The following is a 17,152-nucleotide window of genomic DNA, read 5'->3' as shown; positions in this document are numbered from 1 at the left end:
AGGCTGGACGCGAAGAGGCGTCGGTGCCGATCGGGATGCCTGTTGCGAGGCCGAGCGTCCGGGCGTGAGCCGGGCGGGAAGGCCCGAGTATAACAGAGCTATCGCGCTGTGCTGCTTTCCTGCTGCTCAACGGCGTTGAGAATGTTTCCGGTGTCGCTTGTGTAGCGGCTGCTGATCGCTGCATAGGCCGGCTCCTGCTTGAACCGCTGCAGCTCTTCGGCAAAGGCCAGTGCCAGTGCTTCCCGGCCAGGTTTGCGCACTAACCCCAGGTACTGTGTTTGATGGCTTATTACCAGCGGCAACTCCTCGACTTGCCGCTGCAGGCCAAGTTGGTTAAGCAGGTGGTGCCCAACCCTGCGGTCGGTGATCGCCAGGTCGATACGGCCCAGCATCAGCTTGCCAAAGTTGGCTTCGAGGGTAGGTGCGGCTTCGCGCTTGAAGTAAGAGGCCTCGCTGAACGCGGCGCCATAGGTATAGCCTGGCGATGTGCCGACGGTAAGGCCGGAAAGGTCTTTCAGCTGGGTGACGGCATGGCGGCGTGCTTGAGCCTGGAACAGGACGAATTCGACCTCCGACAAGGGCTCGGGCGCATAGACCAGGTAAGGCTGGCGCGACTCGATCTGGAAGATGTCGAGGATGCCGTCGGCCAAGCCTTGCTTGATCATTGCCAGACAGCGTTTCCACGGCAGGAACTGCAACTCGACCTCGACCCCCAGGCGCTTGAACACCTGAGTGGTGACCTCGTAGTCGATACCGCGTGGCTGGCCTTCATGCTGATACACGTAGGGCGCCCAGTCATCAGTCACCAGGCGCAGTCGCTCGCCCAGAGCCAACGGGCTCAGGCTGGCGAGCAGCAGGATCCAGAACAGACGGGCGATATGTGGCATGGCCGGAGATTACGCGCTCGGCCGGTGTACGGTAAAGGCATGTACGATCGATGTGGGAGCGGGCGTGCCCGTGAACACCGGCAAAGCCGGTGCCAACTATCGGGTCGCTCCCTTCGCGGGCACGCCCGCTCCCACAAAACCGCGCAAGACAATGAATTTTGCGGGCACATCAGGCTTGAGTGGTTCGCAGCAGATGCGCCTCGATATCCTTGCGCCGCTCGCCCAGCGATAACCGCAACCCCGGATGGCGCAGGCACTGACGCAGCCGCTCGGGCTCCATGTGGCCATGGCGGTCGTTGAGGTTTTCCAGGGCCTTGTCCCACCAGGCGGACGCGCAGGCGCGGTCGAACTCATTGGGGTAGGGATAGCAGCCATACAACAACTCGCGGGCGAACTGGCGCTCGTGGCTGGGCAGGGTCAGGCTCAGCGCCTTGTAACCCAGGCGGTGCAGGGTTGGTGGCCGCGGCAGTTGGTCGTTGACCTGCGCAACATCGGCCAAGGCCGAGGGGCTGAGTGGGTCATGATCGTGCTTGCGCAGCCAGGCCTGGATCTTGGCGCGGAACTGCGCCTTGCGGCTCCAGTAGTGATGGATGACATCGGTACACTCGGCCAGCTCCAGGTTGCGGTAGGCCGCCACGGCCAGGCAGAACTCCTCAAGGGTATAGGCCTCGCGAGCCAAGGGGTAGAACTCATCCATCATGGCGATGGAGCGGTCGAGGGTGCCGCAGTCCTCGGCAGTGAGGCCTATAACGCCGGAATTGACGAGCGGCATCTGACAGTCTGCCAGCCCCCTGGACTCGAGAATGGCCAGCAGGTTCTTGTACAAGAGGCACTTCTGGTCAGCGCCGTAGCGCGCACCGATGGCGTTGCACAGCAGGCGATTGGGCGCCACACGGGCGAACAGATTCAGCGGCGAAGTGCGGAAAAAGGTGTCTGTATCGATCAGCACTGCCAGTGGGTGTTCCTGCAGTACCTGGCGCAACAGCACATGCTTGCTGCGAAAGTGATAACCGTGCGGGGCGTTCCATGCCTGGCGCGTGGCCTCGTCCAGCAGGTGTACGGTAACGGGCAGCTTGGCGTAGGGCTTTGCAGTGTCCGTGTAGACCTGGATGTCCATCGCCTCGCCGGCTGCGCTGCCCAACTGGGCGAGGGCGCTGACGATGCTGAAGCAGGCTTCCTGATGGTAGGTTGCCGGGCCAAAAGCCAGGTATACAAGCTGTGGGCGCGAAGGTTGGTGGTGCTGCATGGCAGGCGAGACCTGTTTAACCCGAAAATGAATAAGGCTTTAGTCTATGACCAAAGCCTTATTCATTTCTTAAACAGACTTTGCCAAAAGATTTCAGCGCGGCAGCTTAAGGTTGTTCCAGATCGCCAGGCTCGGTTCAGCCTGGTTCAAGGTATAGAAGTGCAGGCCCGGCGCGCCGCCTTGCAACAGCTGTTCGCACATGCGGGTAATCACTTCTTCGCCGAAGGCCTGGATGCTGGCGGTGTCGTCGGCATAGGCTTCCAGTTGCTTGCGGATCCAGCGCGGGATCTCGGCGCCACAGGCATCGGAGAAGCGGGCCAGCTTGCTGTAGTTGGTGATTGGCATGATGCCCGGCACCACCGGAATGTCCACACCCAGCTTCTGTGCCCGCTCGACGAAGTAGAAGTAGCTGTCGGCGTTGAAGAAGTACTGGGTAATGGCGCTGTCGGCACCGGCCTTGACCTTGTGCACAAAGTTGGCCAGATCGGCCTCGAAGTTGCGCGCCTGCGGGTGCATTTCCGGGTAGGCAGCCACTTCCAGATAGAAGTGATCAGCGGTTTCCTGGCGGATGAACTCGACCAGGTCACTGGCATAGCGCAGTTCACCACTGGCCATGCCCATGCCCGACGGCAGGTCGCCACGCAGAGCGACGATGCGTTTGATACCGGCGGCCTTGTACTCGGCCAGCAGGGCGCGCAATTCTGCCTTGGTGTCGCCCACGCACGACAGGTGCGGCGCGGCAGGGATTTTCACTTCGCTTTCCAGCTGCAGCACGGTATTGAGCGTGCGGTCGCGGGTCGAACCACCGGCACCGTAGGTGCAGGAGAAGAAGTCTGGGTTATAGGTGGCCAGCTGGCGGGCGACGCCCATCAGCTTTTCGTGACCGGCGTCGGTCTTGGTCGGGAAGAACTCGAAACTGTAACGGCGTTCTTGTGACATCAGGCGTTCCTCAAGCAGCAAGCTTCAAGCGGCAAACTGCAAGTAAAAGCCAGATCGGTGATGGCCGACCTGGCTTGGCATCGTTCAACATCGTTGGTGCTTGAGCTGCAAGCGGCAATGGCACTGTCTGCCTCATCTTGCAGCGTGCAGCTCAAGGCTTGCCGCTTAGTAGCGGTAGGCGTGCGGCTTGAACGGGCCTTCGACGGTCACGCCGATGTAGTCGGCTTGCTGCTTGGTCAGCTGGGTGACCACGCCGCCGAAGCCGCGGACCATTTCCAGGGCCACTTCTTCGTCGAGTTTCTTCGGCAGCACTTCAACGGTCAGGCGCTCGGCTTTCTTTTCTGCCGGCAGGTCAGCGAACTTCTGCTCGAACAGGAAGATCTGTGCCAGAACCTGGTTGGCGAACGAACCGTCCATGATGCGGCTTGGGTGGCCAGTGGCGTTGCCCAGGTTGACCAGGCGGCCTTCGGCCAGCAGGATCAGGTAGTCGTCGTTCTGCGGGTCGAAGCTGCCAGCGCCGGTACGGTGGATCTTGTGAACCTGCGGCTTGACCTCTTCCCAGGCCCAGTTCTTACGCATGAAGGCGGTGTCGATCTCGTTGTCGAAGTGGCCGATGTTGCAGACCACGGCACGCTTTTTCAGGGCCTTGAGCATGTTGGCGTCGCAGACGTTGACGTTACCGGTGGTGGTCACGATCAGGTCGATCTTGCCCAGCAGAGCCTTGTCGATGCTGGCTTCGGTGCCGTCGTTGATACCGTCGATGAACGGCGAGACCAGCTCGAAGCCGTCCATGCAGGCCTGCATGGCGCAGATCGGGTCAATTTCGGAGACCTTGACGATCATGCCTTCCTGACGCAGGGACTGGGCCGAGCCCTTGCCCACGTCACCGTAGCCGATCACCAGGGCCTGCTTGCCCGACAGCAGGTGGTCGGTACCACGCTTGATGGCGTCGTTCAGGCTGTGACGGCAGCCGTACTTGTTGTCGTTCTTGCTCTTGGTGACCGAGTCGTTGACGTTGATCGCCGGGACTTTCAGCTCGCCCTTGGCCAGCATGTCCAGCAGGCGGTGGACGCCGGTGGTGGTCTCTTCGGTTACGCCGTGCACACGGTCCAGTACCTGCGGGTACTTCTTGTGCAGCAGTTCGGTCAGGTCACCACCGTCGTCGAGGATCATGTTGGCGTCCCATGGCTGGCCATCTTTCAGGATGGTCTGCTCCAGGCACCACTCGTACTCTTCTTCGGTTTCGCCTTTCCAGGCGAACACCGGGATACCGGCGGCGGCGATCGAGGCAGCGGCCTGGTCTTGAGTCGAGAAGATGTTGCAGGACGACCAGCGCACTTCGGCACCCAGGGCAACCAGGGTTTCGATCAGCACGGCGGTCTGGATGGTCATGTGGATGCAGCCCAGGATCTTCGCACCCTTGAGCGGTTGCTCGGCCAGGTACTTGCGACGCAGGCCCATCAGCGCAGGCATTTCCGATTCGGCAATGATGGTTTCGCGACGGCCCCAGGCGGCCAGGGAGATGTCGGCGACTTTGTAATCGGTAAAACCAGCAGGCATGTTTGCAGCGCTCATGAGAGCCTCCATTCGTAATGTGCGAATGGGCGCCGTTGTGCGTTAAGCGCTCGCGGGAGCGAGCAACGCCCCATCCGAGCCTGACAGGCCTAGCCTGCTGCAGCGCCCCTCGGACAGGTGGCGGGCATGGCACCGCTGTGGGCAACCATGTAAAACGGCGCAGATTATAGCTGCCCCCGCCGGCTTGCCCAAGGTTTTCCGTCGATTAATCGCGACGATAGTCGATGTTCAATGGAGCGAAGGCAGCCGCTCTGCCATCATTGCTACACGTTAGCCAAGCAGGTCAGGAGTACAGATGAACTTTCACACCCGCAAGTGGGTTAAACCCGAAGACCTCAACCCCAATGGCACCCTGTTCGGTGGCAGCCTGCTGCGCTGGATCGATGAAGAGGCGGCGATCTACGCCATCGTCCAGCTGGGCAACCAGCGTGTGGTGACCAAGTACATGTCGGAAATCAACTTCGTCAGTGCTTCGCGTCAGGGCGATATCATCGAGCTGGGCATCACCGCTACCGCGTTCGGCCGCACCTCGATCACCCTCAAGTGCGAAGTGCGTAACAAGATCACCCGCAAGAGCATTCTGACTGTCGACAAGATGGTGTTCGTCAACCTGGGTGAAGACGGCCAGCCGGCGGCCCATGGGCGCACCGAGATCAAGTATGTGCAGGACCAGTTCCCGGATTCGGCAGTCGAATAGACCCTGGTTGCCATTGCCGGCCCTTCGCGGGTAAACCCGCTCCTACAGGGGTACGCGATCCTGTAGGAGCGGGTTTACCCGCGAATGGGCCGCAAAGCGGCCCCGGCATTCTCAAGGCTGGGCGCTGACCTTGCGCACCACCCGGCCAATGCTCAACCCCTGCACCAGAATCGACGACAACACCACGATGTAGGTGATCGACAGCAGCAGGTCCCGTTCCTCGCCCAGCGGTAGCGACAGCGCAAGTGCCACCGACACCCCGCCACGCAGGCCTCCCCAGGTCAGCACCCGCACCGTGCCTTTGGGCACCGGGCGCCAGCGCCGCAGCAGCACGATCGCCGGGGCCACGGTCAGCAGGCGCGACAGCAGCACTGCCAGTGCCAGTACGCCGCCAGCCGCCAGGTGCATCCAGTTGAACGGCAGCAGCAACAGCTCCAGACCGATCAATGCGAACAGCAGGGCATTGAGCATGTCATCGATCAGCTCCCAAAAACCGTCCATGTAACGGCGTGTCATGTCATTCATCGCCAGGTTGCGCCCCAGGTTGCCGATGATCAGGCCGGCCACCACCATGGCGATCGGCGCCGACACATGCAGCTCGTAGCACATCGCCGAGCCACCGATTACCAGTGCCAGGGTCAGCATGACTTCCACCTGGTACTGCTCGACGCTCTTGATCATGCGGTAGGTGGCATAGCCGATCAGGCCACCGAACACCACACCGCCAATGGCCTCGCGGGCGAACAGGATTGCCGTGTCGGTCATGCTCGGTGTTTCACCCAGCCGGATGATGCCCAGCAACACGGTGAATACCACGACGGCCGTGCCGTCATTGAACAGTGACTCGCCAACGATGGTGGTTTTAAGCGGTTTTGGCGCATTGGCAGTACGCAGCGCACCGAGCACGGCAATCGGGTCGGTCGGTGAGATCAATGCACCGAACAACAGGCAGTAGATCAGTGGCACCTGCCAGCCGAACAGGGCAAACACCCAATGCGACAGGTAGCCGATGACCACGGTGGCGATCAGCACGCCCAAGGTAGCCAGCAGGCCAATGGGCCAGCGATAGCTGCGCAGATCACTGAGGTTGACGTGCAGGGCGCCGGCAAACAGCAGGAACGCCAGCATCCAGTGCATGAGCAGGTCGTTGAAATCGATCTGGTTCATCAGCCCTTCGACGCGTTCTTCCAGGCCAGGGAAGCCGACAAGGCTCAGCCCCTGCAGCAACAAGGAAAACAGCAGCGCCGTGACCATCACGCCGATAGCGGGGGGCAAGCCGATGAAACGGTAGTTCACATAGGTCAGAAGTGTGGTGAGGCAGATAAACGCGGCAACTAATTCAAGCATCCCGAATCCTGTAACAGTGGCTTCCAAGTCTCAACCCGAACGGCTCGGGCAGTTCTTTGATGACCTGGCACGGGGTTCGGGACACGGGGTTTGACCGAATTAGTCCAAATCGTTCCTGTGACAGTCTGCACTGGTTACCCTGTGGGAGCGGGCGAGCCCGCGAACACCGGCAAAGCCGGTGCCATACACCGAGTTGCATTCTTCGCGGGCATGCCCGCTCCCACAAAGCCCCCCTGAACGCTATATATTCACAGCCATGAAAAGCCATAAGGACAAGAAGGCGTGTTGGCAACATCTCTGGTGCTGGTTGCCGCCCTGCTGCATGCAACCTGGAATACCTTGATCAAATTCAGCGGCGAGCGCTTGCTGGTAATTGCCAGCATGGACACGGTAGCGCTGGCCTTCGCGGTGCTGGCGGTGCCCTTCGTGGATGTTCCGCCTGCTGAAGTCTGGCCCTGGCTGGTAGCCTCGGCACTGGCTGAGCAGTTGTACCGCTATCTGCTGATCCAGGCCTACCGCGTGGGCGACCTGGGGCTGGTCTATCCTCTGATGCGCGGGCTGTCACCGCTGGTGGTGCTGGGGCTGACCCTGGCCTTTGCCGGGGAATCGCTGAGCCAGCAGCAGATCATCGGTATCCTGTTGATCCCCTGTGGCATGGCCTGCCTGTTGTGGCAGGGCGGGGGTGGTGACCGGCTGCCTTGGTCGATGTTGCCGGTGGTTGCCTTGATTGGCCTGTGCATTGGTTGCTACACCTGGTTCGACGGCCAGGCCGTGCGCCTGTGGGGCAAGCCGTGGGATTACCTGGTGTGGCTGACCCTGCTCAGCGCCTGGCAATTTCCGTTGTTGGCGGGCGTAGCGCGGCGGGCGCCATTCGTTCTGTTCTGGCGAACCCAGTGGCGCCTTGGGTTGGCAGTAGGGTTCTGCGTATTGTTCAGCTATGCCCTGGTGCTGTGGGCCATGCACCTGGGGTCAGTGGCCGAGGCGGCGGCACTGCGGGAGTTGAGCGTGATCCTGGTGGTGCTGCTGGGTATGCGCTACCTCAAAGAACCTTTTGGCGGGCCGAGACTCCTAGCTTGCGGGCTGGTGTTGGCCGGCATGTTGGTAATGAAGCTTTGACCTGAAGACTGAACAAGGAGTCCTGTCCATGACTGTTGCCCTGTGGTGCATCCTGATTGCGTTGCTGTTGAACCCGCTTTGTGCCTTGGTCGCCAAGGCGAGCAGTGGCCGCTTCGGCCTCAAGGACAATCACGATCCGCGAGCCTTCCTCGATACCTTGTCGGGCCTGCCACGGCGTGCCCATGCTGCGCAGCAGAATGGCTACGAAGCGTTTCCGGCATTTGCTGCGGCGGTGCTTGTGGCGGATATCGTCGGCAATGCAGAGCAGGTGACCCAGGACGTACTGGGGGTGATGTATATCACCAGCCGCTTGCTTTACATCATCTGCTACCTGGCCGACTGGGCTGCCTTGCGATCGCTGATGTGGCTTGCCGGCTTGGCGTTGATCGTGTCGTTCTTCGTAGTTTCCATCTGAACCGAGTGGCCTTCTTCGCGGGCTTGCCCGCTCCCACAGGTACACCACAGTATTCAAGGGCTGTGGTGTACCTGTGGGAGCGGGCAAGCCCGCGAAGAATCCACCGCCGATCAAGGTACCTTAGGTACCTCAGGTAGCGGCTGGCCTTTAGGCCAGAGCATCCAGATCTGCCCCTGCTGCTTCATGTTCCCCGCCAGCTCGCCGGCTTCCGGCCCGGTGCCCCAGAACAGGTCGGCACGCACTTCGCCGGTAATCGCCCCGCCAGTGTCCTGCGCGCCAACCGGTCGTACCACCGGGGAGCCGTCCGGGCGTGTGGTAGACAGCCACAACAAGCTGCCCAATGGAATCACCTTGCGGTCGATGGCCACGCTGTAGCCGGCGGTAAGTGGCACGTTCAGCGAGCCGCGCGGGCCTTCGTTGCTGTCCGGGCGGGTGCTGAAGAATACGTAGCTGGGGTTGCTCGCCAGCAGTTCTGGTACGCGCTGCGGGTTGGCCTGGGCCCAGGCATGAATGGCGCCCATGCTCACGTCTTCTTTTTTCAGTTGGCCCTGTTCCACCAGCCAGCGGCCGATCGGCCGGTAGGGGTGGCCGTTCTGGTCGGCGTAGCCCAGGCGCAGTTGACGGCCGTCTTCCAGTTGCACCCGGCCAGAACCCTGGATCTGCAGGAATTGCAGGTCCATCGGATCGGTCAGCCAGGCCAGCACCGGTGCCTTGACGCCGTTACGGTTGATGACTTCGGCCGTGTCGTAGGGCTTGAGCACTCGACCGTCAAGACGGCCGCGCAGGCGTTTGCCCTTCAGTTCGGGGTACACACTGGCCAGGTCGACCACGATCATGTCATCAGGGATGCCGTAAACCGCCACATGGTTGGTTGCCGAGGGGCTCAGGCTGCCCGGGTAGACCGGCTCGTAGTAGCCGGTAATCAGGCCGTTGGCATTGTTCTCTGCAGAGCGCAGGCCGTACACCTGCAGGTTCTGCTCAAGGAAGGTACGCACTTGGGCGGCGCTGGCTGTGGCGCTGCCGGCCGCTTCGCAGGTGGCTGCCCACACCGGGTCGCGCTTGAGCTTTTCGCAGCCGTTGCGCCAGGCATAAAAGCCGGCCAGCAGGTCTTCATCGCTGACGGCCGGCAAGTCTTTCCAAGTGGCCGGGGCATAGGTGGCGACAGCGTGGGGCTCGGGCTTGGCGCTCTCGCCGCCGTTGCAGCCGGCCAGTAAAGCCAGCACCGGCAGTGTCCAGGCCAGGTGGCGCAGGGCAGATTTCATGTGTGCATTCCTGTCATGAGCGAACATGAAGGTTCGCCCCTGTCTTTTATGTGGCTATTGGTGTTTGGCCCAGGGGCAGCGATACTGGCCGCCCATTTGCGTAGGCCGAAGTGAGCGTGATGTTGAAGCGATTGACCGTTGTTCTGCTGGCAGCACTTGCCCTGGGAGGGGCTTTGACTGGTTGTGACCGGGTTGACCCGAACTCGCCGCTGGGCAAACGCAAGGTGATCTTCAAGGACATGCTCAAGACCAGCGAAGATCTGGGCGGCATGCTGCGTGGCCGGTTGCCGTTTGACGGGGTGAAGTTTGCTGACGGTGCGCTGAAGTTGGACAGCCTGTCGCATCAGCCGTGGCAGCATTTTCCACAGGTGCGCGATGGTGGTGACAGTGCCGCCCGCGCCGAAGTGTGGGAGCGCCAGGCGCGGTTCCATGACCTGGCCCGGCAGCTTGAAGGCGTCACCGGCGAACTGGTTGATGTCACCCGCAATCAGCCACTGGATGCTGCGCAACTGAAGGCACCGATGGACAAGGTCGAGGCTGCGTGCAAGGCCTGTCATAGCGAATTTCGTAATCATTGAATGACTGTGCAGGCCACATTGGCCCTTGTAGGAGCGGGCTTGCCCGCGAACATTGGCGAAGCCGGTGCATGCCCCGCGTCGCACTCTTCGCGGGCAAGCCCGCTCCTACAATCACCGCGTCTGTTTAGCGGTCGAGGTCGTCGACTGCTTCCTGCAGCTCTTTACGCGACTCGGCCAGCTTGTCCTTGCGCTTGTTGATCTTCTCGGCGTCGCCTTTTTTCTCGGCCTTCTTCAAGTCCTTTTCCCGCTGCGCCACTTCATGACGCGCATCGAGCACCTTCTGCTCACGCTCTTTGCGCAGGCTGGCGTCGGTGCAGTTGTCCACACCGCGCAGGGCTTCTTCCAGCCCTGCAACCTGGTCGCTGTTGCCGTGGTCACGGGCAATTTTCAGCTGGTTCTCGATAGCGCTACGCTTGGCAGCGCAACCGGTCAGGCCCGGGTCCGGCTGGGCAGCTTGCACGCTGCCCGCAGCCAGACCCAGTGTTGCGAGCAGGAAAAGAGTCGAAATACGTTTCATGAAAAGCCTCTTGAACGGGGCGGGGCAGCAAAAGTTGGTGGAAATCCTGCCTTGGTTTTGCCCATTTAGAAACCCTTGGTGAAGTTTTCTGCCTGAGTCTCAGGTTTTTCCTACGCATTATTTGGTAAAAAATCATTGCTCAATGCGCTGGGGTGGGGGCAGGAACCCTTCTATGCCGGTTTCTGCCAGCTGTGCGGCAATGGCTTGCACCTCAGCGGCGGTGAAGAACTCCACAAGTTGGCGCGAGCGTTTTGCGCCGATGCCGGGCACGGTTTGCCATTGCCCGGCACTGCGTGAAGCCAGCTCTTGCCAGTTGCCAGTCAGTGGCAAATGCTTGCCAATGGGCACGCCAAGGGCGCGCAACCACTGATCGAACGGGCGTGAGCGGGCTTGGTCGAAACTGCCCAGCAACTGTGTTGCAGTGAGTCTGCTGATTCCGGGGGCCTGCTGCAGGCGCTCGGCATCGAGCTGCAGCCAATCGGTCATGGACGTTACCAGGCCCGCTTCGACCAGCCGACGCCATGTGCCGGGCCCGGTGCGCGGCAAGGCCAAGCCCTGTTTGCCGCCAAGCCAGGTGAGGCGGGCAATGAACTGCTCATCACAGCCCTCGCTGGCCTGCCAGCAGCTGTGGGCGTGATGCTGGTCGGGTGCTGGCGCGGTTATCGGTTGGCGCTCTACAGTGCGGTGCACGACGTGATCGAGCCGCGGAATGGTCAGCCCGGCGAGGCTGATGGCGACCTGATCGCCGGGCCGAATATCCAAGCTTTGCCAGCGCGCCAGTGACCCAAGGCTGACTTGGGTAATGCGCCGGTCATCGAGGGTAACGGGTTGCACTTGCAGAACGGGCGTGACCCTGCCAGTGCGGCCGACCCGAAAGCGCACGTCGCGTACTTCAGCCAAGGCTTGTGCATAAGGGTACTTCCAGGCCGCGATCCAGTAAGGTGCCTTGGCCTGCCAGCGCTCGGCCGGCGGCCGGTGGCCCTGGCGCAGGATCACACCGTCGGTGGCGAAGGGCAGAGCAGAGCGGTACCAGTGTTCACGCCAGTGTGCTGCGTCCTCCAGCGTGTCGATGGCGATGCTGTAGCGCTGGCTGTCCGGGAACCCCAGTTGTGCCAGCTGGGTGAGGCGATCGGCCTGTTGCTCGGGGCCGTGCGGCCAGCCCCACACGAACAGGCCGATAGCGTTGCCTTGCGTACCGGTCAGTTGCTTGCGTGCGAGCAGCCCTGCCACGGTACCCCGGGCGTTGGCGCTGCCTGCCTTGGCTTGCACATGTTCGTCCAGGCGCAGATACAGCTCACCTTGCAAGTGCAGGTCGACCGCTTCAGGCAACTGCCGAGTGACAGCACCGAGTTGTGCAATGTGTCGGCTCCAGTCATGGCCATGTACACCGTCCCCCCGGCTGGTCAGCTGTACCAATCGGCCCTGCTGGTAAGTGAGGGAAACCGCAACACCGTCGACCTTGGGCTGTACCCACACGCCGGTCTTGCCGGCCATCCATCGCGCCACGGCCTGGCGGTCTGCCAGCTTGTCAACGCCGGTATGCGGCACGGGGTGGGGGACGGGGCCGCGAGCACTGGCCAGGGGGGAGGGGCTGGTGCCAACTGCGAAGCACTGCTGCAGGTGATTCAGGCGCTCGCGGCTCTGGTCGTACAGTTCGTCGGCCACCAGGGCTATGCCTTGGCGATGGTAGTGCTCGTCCCATCGGGCAAGCGTGGCGCGCAGTTGCGCAACTTCGGCCTTGGCCTGTTGCGGGGACCAGTGTGGGCATGAGGCAGCCCTGGTCGGTGGGGCGTTCAGCGCAAATAGCAGTGCGAATAACAGCAGATACTGCATGGCCTGGCATCCTTGCATGGCGTGGAAGCGCTTAGCGTAGGCGGGTAGCGGGGCGGTTGGTGTGTGCAGTTGTCAGGTGATATTTCGCAGGTGCTCGTCTTCAATCCCGGGCTGGGGCAAGAAACCAGCGCCGCGTGGGCGGCGGTCGATCTCACAGGCGATGAAAATGCCGTGACAGGCACAAAAAAGCCCCTGCCGGTCACTCGGCAGGGGCTTTTGTCTGGCGCTGCAGGAAGCTTACAGGCCGGCAGCGTCACGCAGCGACTGGGCGCGGTCGGTGCGCTCCCAGGTGAAGGTGGTGAAGGTGTCGTCGCCGACAGTCTTCTGCTGCGGGGTGCGGCCGAAGTGGCCGTAGGCAGCGGTTTCCTGATACATCGGGTGCAGCAGGTCGAGCATGGTGGTGATGGCGTACGGACGCAGGTCGAAGCACTCGCGCACCAGCTGGATGATCTTGTCGTCGGAGACCTTGCCGGTGCCGAAGGTGTTGATCGAGATGGACGTTGGCTGGGCCACACCAATGGCGTACGACACCTGGATCTCGCAACGCTCGGCCAGGCCGGCGGCGACGATGTTCTTGGCCACGTAGCGGCCGGCGTAGGCGGCGGAACGGTCGACCTTGGACGGGTCCTTGCCGGAGAACGCGCCACCACCGTGGCGGGCCATGCCGCCGTAGGAGTCGACGATGATCTTGCGGCCGGTCAGGCCGCAGTCACCCACCGGGCCACCGATGATGAAGTTGCCGGTCGGGTTGATGTGGTACTGGGTGCCTTTGTGCAGCAGTTCGGCTGGCAGGGTGTGCTTGACGATCAGCTCCATCACGGCTTCTTGCAGGTCTTTCTGCGAAACCTCCGGGTTGTGCTGGGTCGACAGCACCACGGCGTCGATACCGACCACTTTGCCGTTCTCATAGCGGCAGGTGACCTGCGACTTGGCATCCGGGCGCAGCCATGGCAGCAGGCCGGACTTGCGCGCCTCGGCCTGGCGTTCTACCAGACGGTGCGAGAAGCAGATCGGTGCAGGCATCAGGACTTCGGTTTCGTTGCTGGCATAGCCGAACATCAGGCCCTGGTCACCGGCGCCCTGGTCTTCCGGCTTGGAGCGGTCCACGCCCTGGGCGATGTCTACCGACTGTTTGCCGATGATGTTCATCACGGCGCAGGTGGCGCCGTCGAAGCCAACGTCGGAACTGTTGTAGCCGATGTCGATGATGACTTTGCGCACCAGGTCTTCCAGGTCGACCCAGGCCGACGTAGTGACTTCGCCGGCGATGATGGCGACACCGGTCTTGACCAGGGTTTCGCAGGCTACGCGGGCGTATTTGTCCTGGGCGATGATGGCATCAAGGACAGCGTCCGAAATCTGGTCGGCGATCTTGTCCGGATGCCCTTCGGACACGGACTCGGAGGTGAAAAGGGAGTATTCGCTCATCTCGAAGGTTCCTGAAATTTACCGATGGTGTATGTCGCCAGCCGTCCGCTGGAAATGGCGGACCTGGATCTGGAAACCGTTACGCAGGCCCACGTACAGGCTGTCCGCATGGGCCAGCCCGGCATCGTTGGCCCAGCGCGCCAGGTCGTCCTGTTCGAAGCCCAGCCAGAGGTCGCCGCAGGCTTCGCGCGCCCACCCCTGGTCATGGCTGCACAGTTCGGTGACCAGCAGGCTGCCGCCTGCCTTTACCCGTTTGGCCAGCTGGCGCAAAGCCAGGGCCGGGTCGCTGAAATGGTGCAGCACCATGTTCAGCACAACGCAGTCGGCGGCCACATCCGTTGCACCCAGTGCATCGGCCAACTGCAGGTTCACGTTGTCGAGCCCTTCGCGTTGGCACACCTGCCGCGCAAGCTCGAGCATGGTAGGGCTGTTGTCCAGGGCGGTGACCTGGGCGAAGCGCCGGGCCAGGTCGGGCAGGAAACCACCGTCGCCAGGCCCGACTTCCAGCGCACTGGCAGCCGGGTCGAAATGCAGTTTGTCGAGCAGCGCCAGCAGGCTTTCGCGGTACTGCGGAAGGCCGGCGATCAGGTCTTGCTGGGCACGGAACTTCTCTTCCACACGCAGGAAGAAGTCCTGGCTGGTGGCTGCCCGGCGCAGTTGCACCTGGGCGATGCGCGCCTGCACATCGGACGGCAGGGCCAGGTCGTCGACTTCTTCGAGCAGCGCAGCATGCAGCCGGCCACCCAGGCGCAGGCCATCGGGCAGGGCACGGCGGTAGAAGATGGCGTTGCCTTCGCGGCGGGTTGCCACGAGGTCGGCCTGCGCCAGCACCTTAAGGTGGTGGCTCATGCCCGACTGGCCGATGTCGAAGATCTGCGCCAGTTCCAGCACGCCGAACGAGTCGTTGGCCAGGGCGCGCAATACGTTCAGGCGCAACGCATCGCCACTGGCTTTGCACAGGGCGGCCAATGTTTCGCGTTGCTCGGGGATCGATTGCGCACGGAGATTCATGGGGCGGCAGTCTAGACAGGCATTGATGCCCGAGCAAGGCCAATATCAAAAAGTTTTGATATTGGCGATGAGCTGCAGGCCGAAAGCTTCAAGCAACAGGCTTTGGAGCGGTCCGAACCGTGCTCTGCTTCTTCACTTGCAGCTTAAAGCTTGCGCTTGGCGCTTAAATGTTTGCCCCAAGCGCCTCCAGTGGGCGAAAATGGCCGCCTTTTTCGTGACACCACCTCTTCAAGCCCCCTAGGAGATCAGCGATGCCCAGCCGTCGTGAACGTGCCAACGCCATTCGTGCCCTCAGCATGGATGCCGTGCAAAAGGCCAACAGCGGCCACCCAGGTGCCCCCATGGGCATGGCGGATATCGCCGAAGTGCTTTGGCGCGACTACCTGAAGCACAACCCGAGCAACCCGAGCTTCGCCGACCGTGACCGCTTCGTGCTGTCCAACGGCCACGGTTCGATGCTGATCTACTCGCTGCTGCACCTGACCGGTTACGACGTCACCATCGATGACATCAAAGGCTTCCGCCAACTGCACAGCCGCACCCCGGGCCACCCGGAATACGGCTACACCCCAGGCGTGGAAACCACCACCGGCCCGCTCGGCCAAGGGATCGCCAACGCCGTGGGCTTCGCCCTGGCCGAAAAAGTGCTGGCTGCCCAGTTCAACCGTGACGGCCACACCATCGTCGACCACAACACCTATGTGTTCCTCGGCGATGGCTGCATGATGGAAGGCATCTCCCATGAAGTCGCCTCGCTGGCAGGCACTCTGGGCCTGAACAAGCTGATCGCCTTCTACGATGACAATGGCATCTCCATCGACGGCGAAGTGCACGGCTGGTTCACCGACAACACCCCGGCGCGCTTCGAAGCCTACAACTGGCAGGTGATCCGCAACGTCGACGGCCACGATGCCGAAGAAATCAAGATGGCCATCGAGACCGCCCGCAAGAGCGATCGCCCGACCCTGATCTGCTGCAAGACCATCATTGGTTTCGGCTCGCCGAACAAGCAGGGCAAGGAAGATTGCCACGGTGCACCGCTGGGCAACGACGAAATCGCCTTGGCCCGTAAAGAACTGAACTGGAACTACGGCCCGTTCGAAATCCCTGCCGACATTTATGCCGAGTGGGATGCCAAGGCCGCTGGCGCCAAGGCCGAAGCCGAGTGGAACCAGCGTTTCGACGCCTACGCCAAGGCCTACCCGGAGCTGGCTGCCGAGTTCAAGCGCCGTGACAGCGGCGAGCTGCCGGCCGACTTCAGCGAGAAGGCCCAGGCCTACATCAACGAAGTGGCTGCCAAAGGCGAAACCATCGCCAGCCGCAAGGCCAGCCAGAACGCCCTGAACGCCTTTGGCCCGCTGCTGCCGGAGTTCCTCGGTGGTTCGGCGGACCTGGCCGGCTCCAACCTGACCCTGTGGAAAGGTTGCAAGGGCGTCGAAGCCAATGATGCCAGCGGCAACTACGTGTTCTACGGCGTGCGCGAGTTCGGCATGACCGCCATCATGAACGGCGTTGCCCTGCACGGTGGCCTGGTGCCTTACGGCGCGACCTTCCTGATGTTCATGGAATACGCCCGCAACGCCGTGCGCATGTCGGCCCTGATGAAGCAGCGCGTGATTCACGTGTACACCCACGACTCCATCGGTCTGGGCGAAGACGGCCCGACTCACCAGCCAATCGAGCAGCTGACCAGCCTGCGCAGCACGCCGAACCTGGACACCTGGCGCCCGGCCGACGCAGTGGAATCCGCCGTGTCCTGGAAAAACGCCCTGGAGCGCAAGGATGGCCCTTCGGCGCTTATCTTCTCGCGTCAGAACCTGCAGCACCAGGCGCGTGATGCCCAGCAGATCGCCGACATCAGCCGTGGTGGCTATGTGCTCAAGGACTGCACCGGCGAGCCGGAGCTGATCCTGATCGCCACCGGTTCCGAAGTGGGCCTGGCTGTTCAGGCCTTCGACAAGCTGACCGAGCAAGGCCGCAAGGTGCGTGTGGTTTCCATGCCGTGCACCAGCGTGTTCGATGCCCAGGACGCTGCCTACAAGCAGTCCGTGCTGCCGCTGGAAGTCGGTGCGCGCATCGCCATCGAAGCTGCCCACGCCGACTTCTGGTACAAGTACGTTGGCCTGGAAGGTCGTATCATCGGCATGACCACTTACGGTGAGTCGGCGCCGGCTTCGGCACTGTTCGAAGAGTTCGGTTTCACCCTGGAGAACATCCTCGGTACAGCCGAAGAGCTGCTGGAAGACTGATTTAAAGATCTGCGGGCGGTGTCGCCTTCATTCGCGGGCAAGCCCGCTCCCA

The 17,152-nt window shown here is 62.1% G+C and carries 15 protein-coding genes and 1 riboswitch; of the genes, 5 read left to right on the top strand and 10 right to left on the bottom strand.

Translation table 11 applies throughout. From position 1 onward, the window contains the following. Positions 1-98: 98 nt before the first annotated feature. The 4 genes from GST84_24225 to GST84_24210 all read right to left on the bottom strand — a co-directional run bounded on the left by GST84_24225 (position 99) and on the right by GST84_24210 (position 4,647). The gene (locus tag GST84_24225; GenBank protein XGB15281.1) at positions 99-887 is read right to left on the bottom strand and encodes a transporter substrate-binding domain-containing protein; all 789 of its coding nucleotides are present in this window, start codon (positions 885-887) and stop codon (positions 99-101) included. A 169-nt stretch (positions 888-1,056) separates the two neighbouring features. Next, the gene (locus GST84_24220; GenBank protein XGB15280.1) at positions 1,057-2,133 is read right to left on the bottom strand and encodes a hypothetical protein; all 1,077 of its coding nucleotides are present in this window, start codon (positions 2,131-2,133) and stop codon (positions 1,057-1,059) included. A 93-nt stretch (positions 2,134-2,226) separates the two neighbouring features. Beyond that, on the bottom strand, positions 2,227-3,072 hold the full coding sequence (gene metF, locus GST84_24215) for a methylenetetrahydrofolate reductase [NAD(P)H] (protein ID XGB15279.1): 846 nt from the start codon (positions 3,070-3,072) through the stop codon (positions 2,227-2,229). Positions 3,073-3,237: 165 nt separating this feature from the next. Beyond that, positions 3,238-4,647: an adenosylhomocysteinase gene (locus GST84_24210; GenBank protein ID XGB15278.1), complete on the bottom strand. Its 1,410-nt coding sequence runs from the start codon at positions 4,645-4,647 to the stop codon at positions 3,238-3,240. A 20-nt stretch (positions 4,648-4,667) separates the two neighbouring features. Next, positions 4,668-4,764, bottom strand: a riboswitch (S-adenosyl-L-homocysteine riboswitch). 178 nt (positions 4,765-4,942) lie between these two features. Here GST84_24210 and GST84_24205 point away from each other — a divergent pair. Further along, entirely contained in the window at positions 4,943-5,344 is a 402-nt protein-coding gene (locus tag GST84_24205) for an acyl-CoA thioesterase (GenBank protein ID XGB15277.1), read from the top strand. A 111-nt stretch (positions 5,345-5,455) separates the two neighbouring features. On the opposite strand, the gene GST84_24200 is transcribed toward GST84_24205, so the two are convergent. Beyond that, positions 5,456-6,691, bottom strand: coding sequence for a sodium:proton antiporter (locus tag GST84_24200; protein XGB15276.1), 1,236 nt, complete (start codon positions 6,689-6,691; stop codon positions 5,456-5,458). A gap of 282 nt (positions 6,692-6,973) precedes the next feature. Between GST84_24200 and GST84_24195 the strand changes: the two genes are divergently transcribed. After that, positions 6,974-7,807, top strand: coding sequence for an EamA family transporter (locus GST84_24195; protein ID XGB15275.1), 834 nt, complete (start codon positions 6,974-6,976; stop codon positions 7,805-7,807). Between the two features lie 28 nt (positions 7,808-7,835). Further along, positions 7,836-8,222 carry a hypothetical protein gene (locus GST84_24190; protein ID XGB15274.1) on the top strand — a complete coding sequence of 129 codons (387 nt, stop codon included), beginning with the start codon at positions 7,836-7,838 and terminating at the stop codon, positions 8,220-8,222. 110 nt (positions 8,223-8,332) lie between these two features. Here GST84_24190 and GST84_24185 read toward each other — a convergent pair whose 3' ends face one another. Beyond that, entirely contained in the window at positions 8,333-9,484 is a 1,152-nt protein-coding gene (locus tag GST84_24185; GenBank protein XGB15273.1) for a transglycosylase, read from the bottom strand. 119 nt (positions 9,485-9,603) lie between these two features. On the opposite strand from GST84_24185, the gene GST84_24180 reads away from it, so the two are divergent. Next, positions 9,604-10,062, top strand: a complete 459-nt coding sequence (locus GST84_24180) for a cytochrome c (protein ID XGB15272.1) — start codon at positions 9,604-9,606, stop codon at positions 10,060-10,062. A 124-nt stretch (positions 10,063-10,186) separates the two neighbouring features. On the opposite strand, the gene GST84_24175 is transcribed toward GST84_24180, so the two are convergent. The 4 genes from GST84_24175 to GST84_24160 form a co-directional block, all read right to left on the bottom strand. Continuing rightward, the gene (locus GST84_24175; GenBank protein XGB15271.1) at positions 10,187-10,579 is read right to left on the bottom strand and encodes a DUF1090 family protein; all 393 of its coding nucleotides are present in this window, start codon (positions 10,577-10,579) and stop codon (positions 10,187-10,189) included. A gap of 132 nt (positions 10,580-10,711) precedes the next feature. Continuing rightward, positions 10,712-12,412, bottom strand: coding sequence for an NAD-dependent DNA ligase LigB (ligB, locus tag GST84_24170; GenBank protein XGB15270.1), 1,701 nt, complete (start codon positions 12,410-12,412; stop codon positions 10,712-10,714). A gap of 237 nt (positions 12,413-12,649) precedes the next feature. Then, positions 12,650-13,840 (bottom strand): methionine adenosyltransferase, encoded by a 1,191-nt coding sequence (locus GST84_24165; GenBank protein XGB15269.1) that lies wholly within the window; start codon positions 13,838-13,840, stop codon positions 12,650-12,652. An 18-nt stretch (positions 13,841-13,858) separates the two neighbouring features. Continuing rightward, positions 13,859-14,851 (bottom strand): metalloregulator ArsR/SmtB family transcription factor, encoded by a 993-nt coding sequence (locus GST84_24160; GenBank protein ID XGB15268.1) that lies wholly within the window; start codon positions 14,849-14,851, stop codon positions 13,859-13,861. A gap of 251 nt (positions 14,852-15,102) precedes the next feature. Between GST84_24160 and tkt the strand changes: the two genes are divergently transcribed. Next, on the top strand, positions 15,103-17,100 hold the full coding sequence (tkt, locus tag GST84_24155) for a transketolase (GenBank protein XGB15267.1): 1,998 nt from the start codon (positions 15,103-15,105) through the stop codon (positions 17,098-17,100). The last annotated feature ends 52 nt before the right edge of the window (positions 17,101-17,152 follow it).

The sequence above is a fragment of the Pseudomonas putida genome, from assembly GCA_041879295.1.
GTDB lineage: Bacteria > Pseudomonadota > Gammaproteobacteria > Pseudomonadales > Pseudomonadaceae > Aquipseudomonas > Aquipseudomonas putida_Y.
The sequence above is the reverse complement of the archived record's forward strand: the minus strand, read 5'-3'. Positions and strand labels throughout refer to the sequence as shown.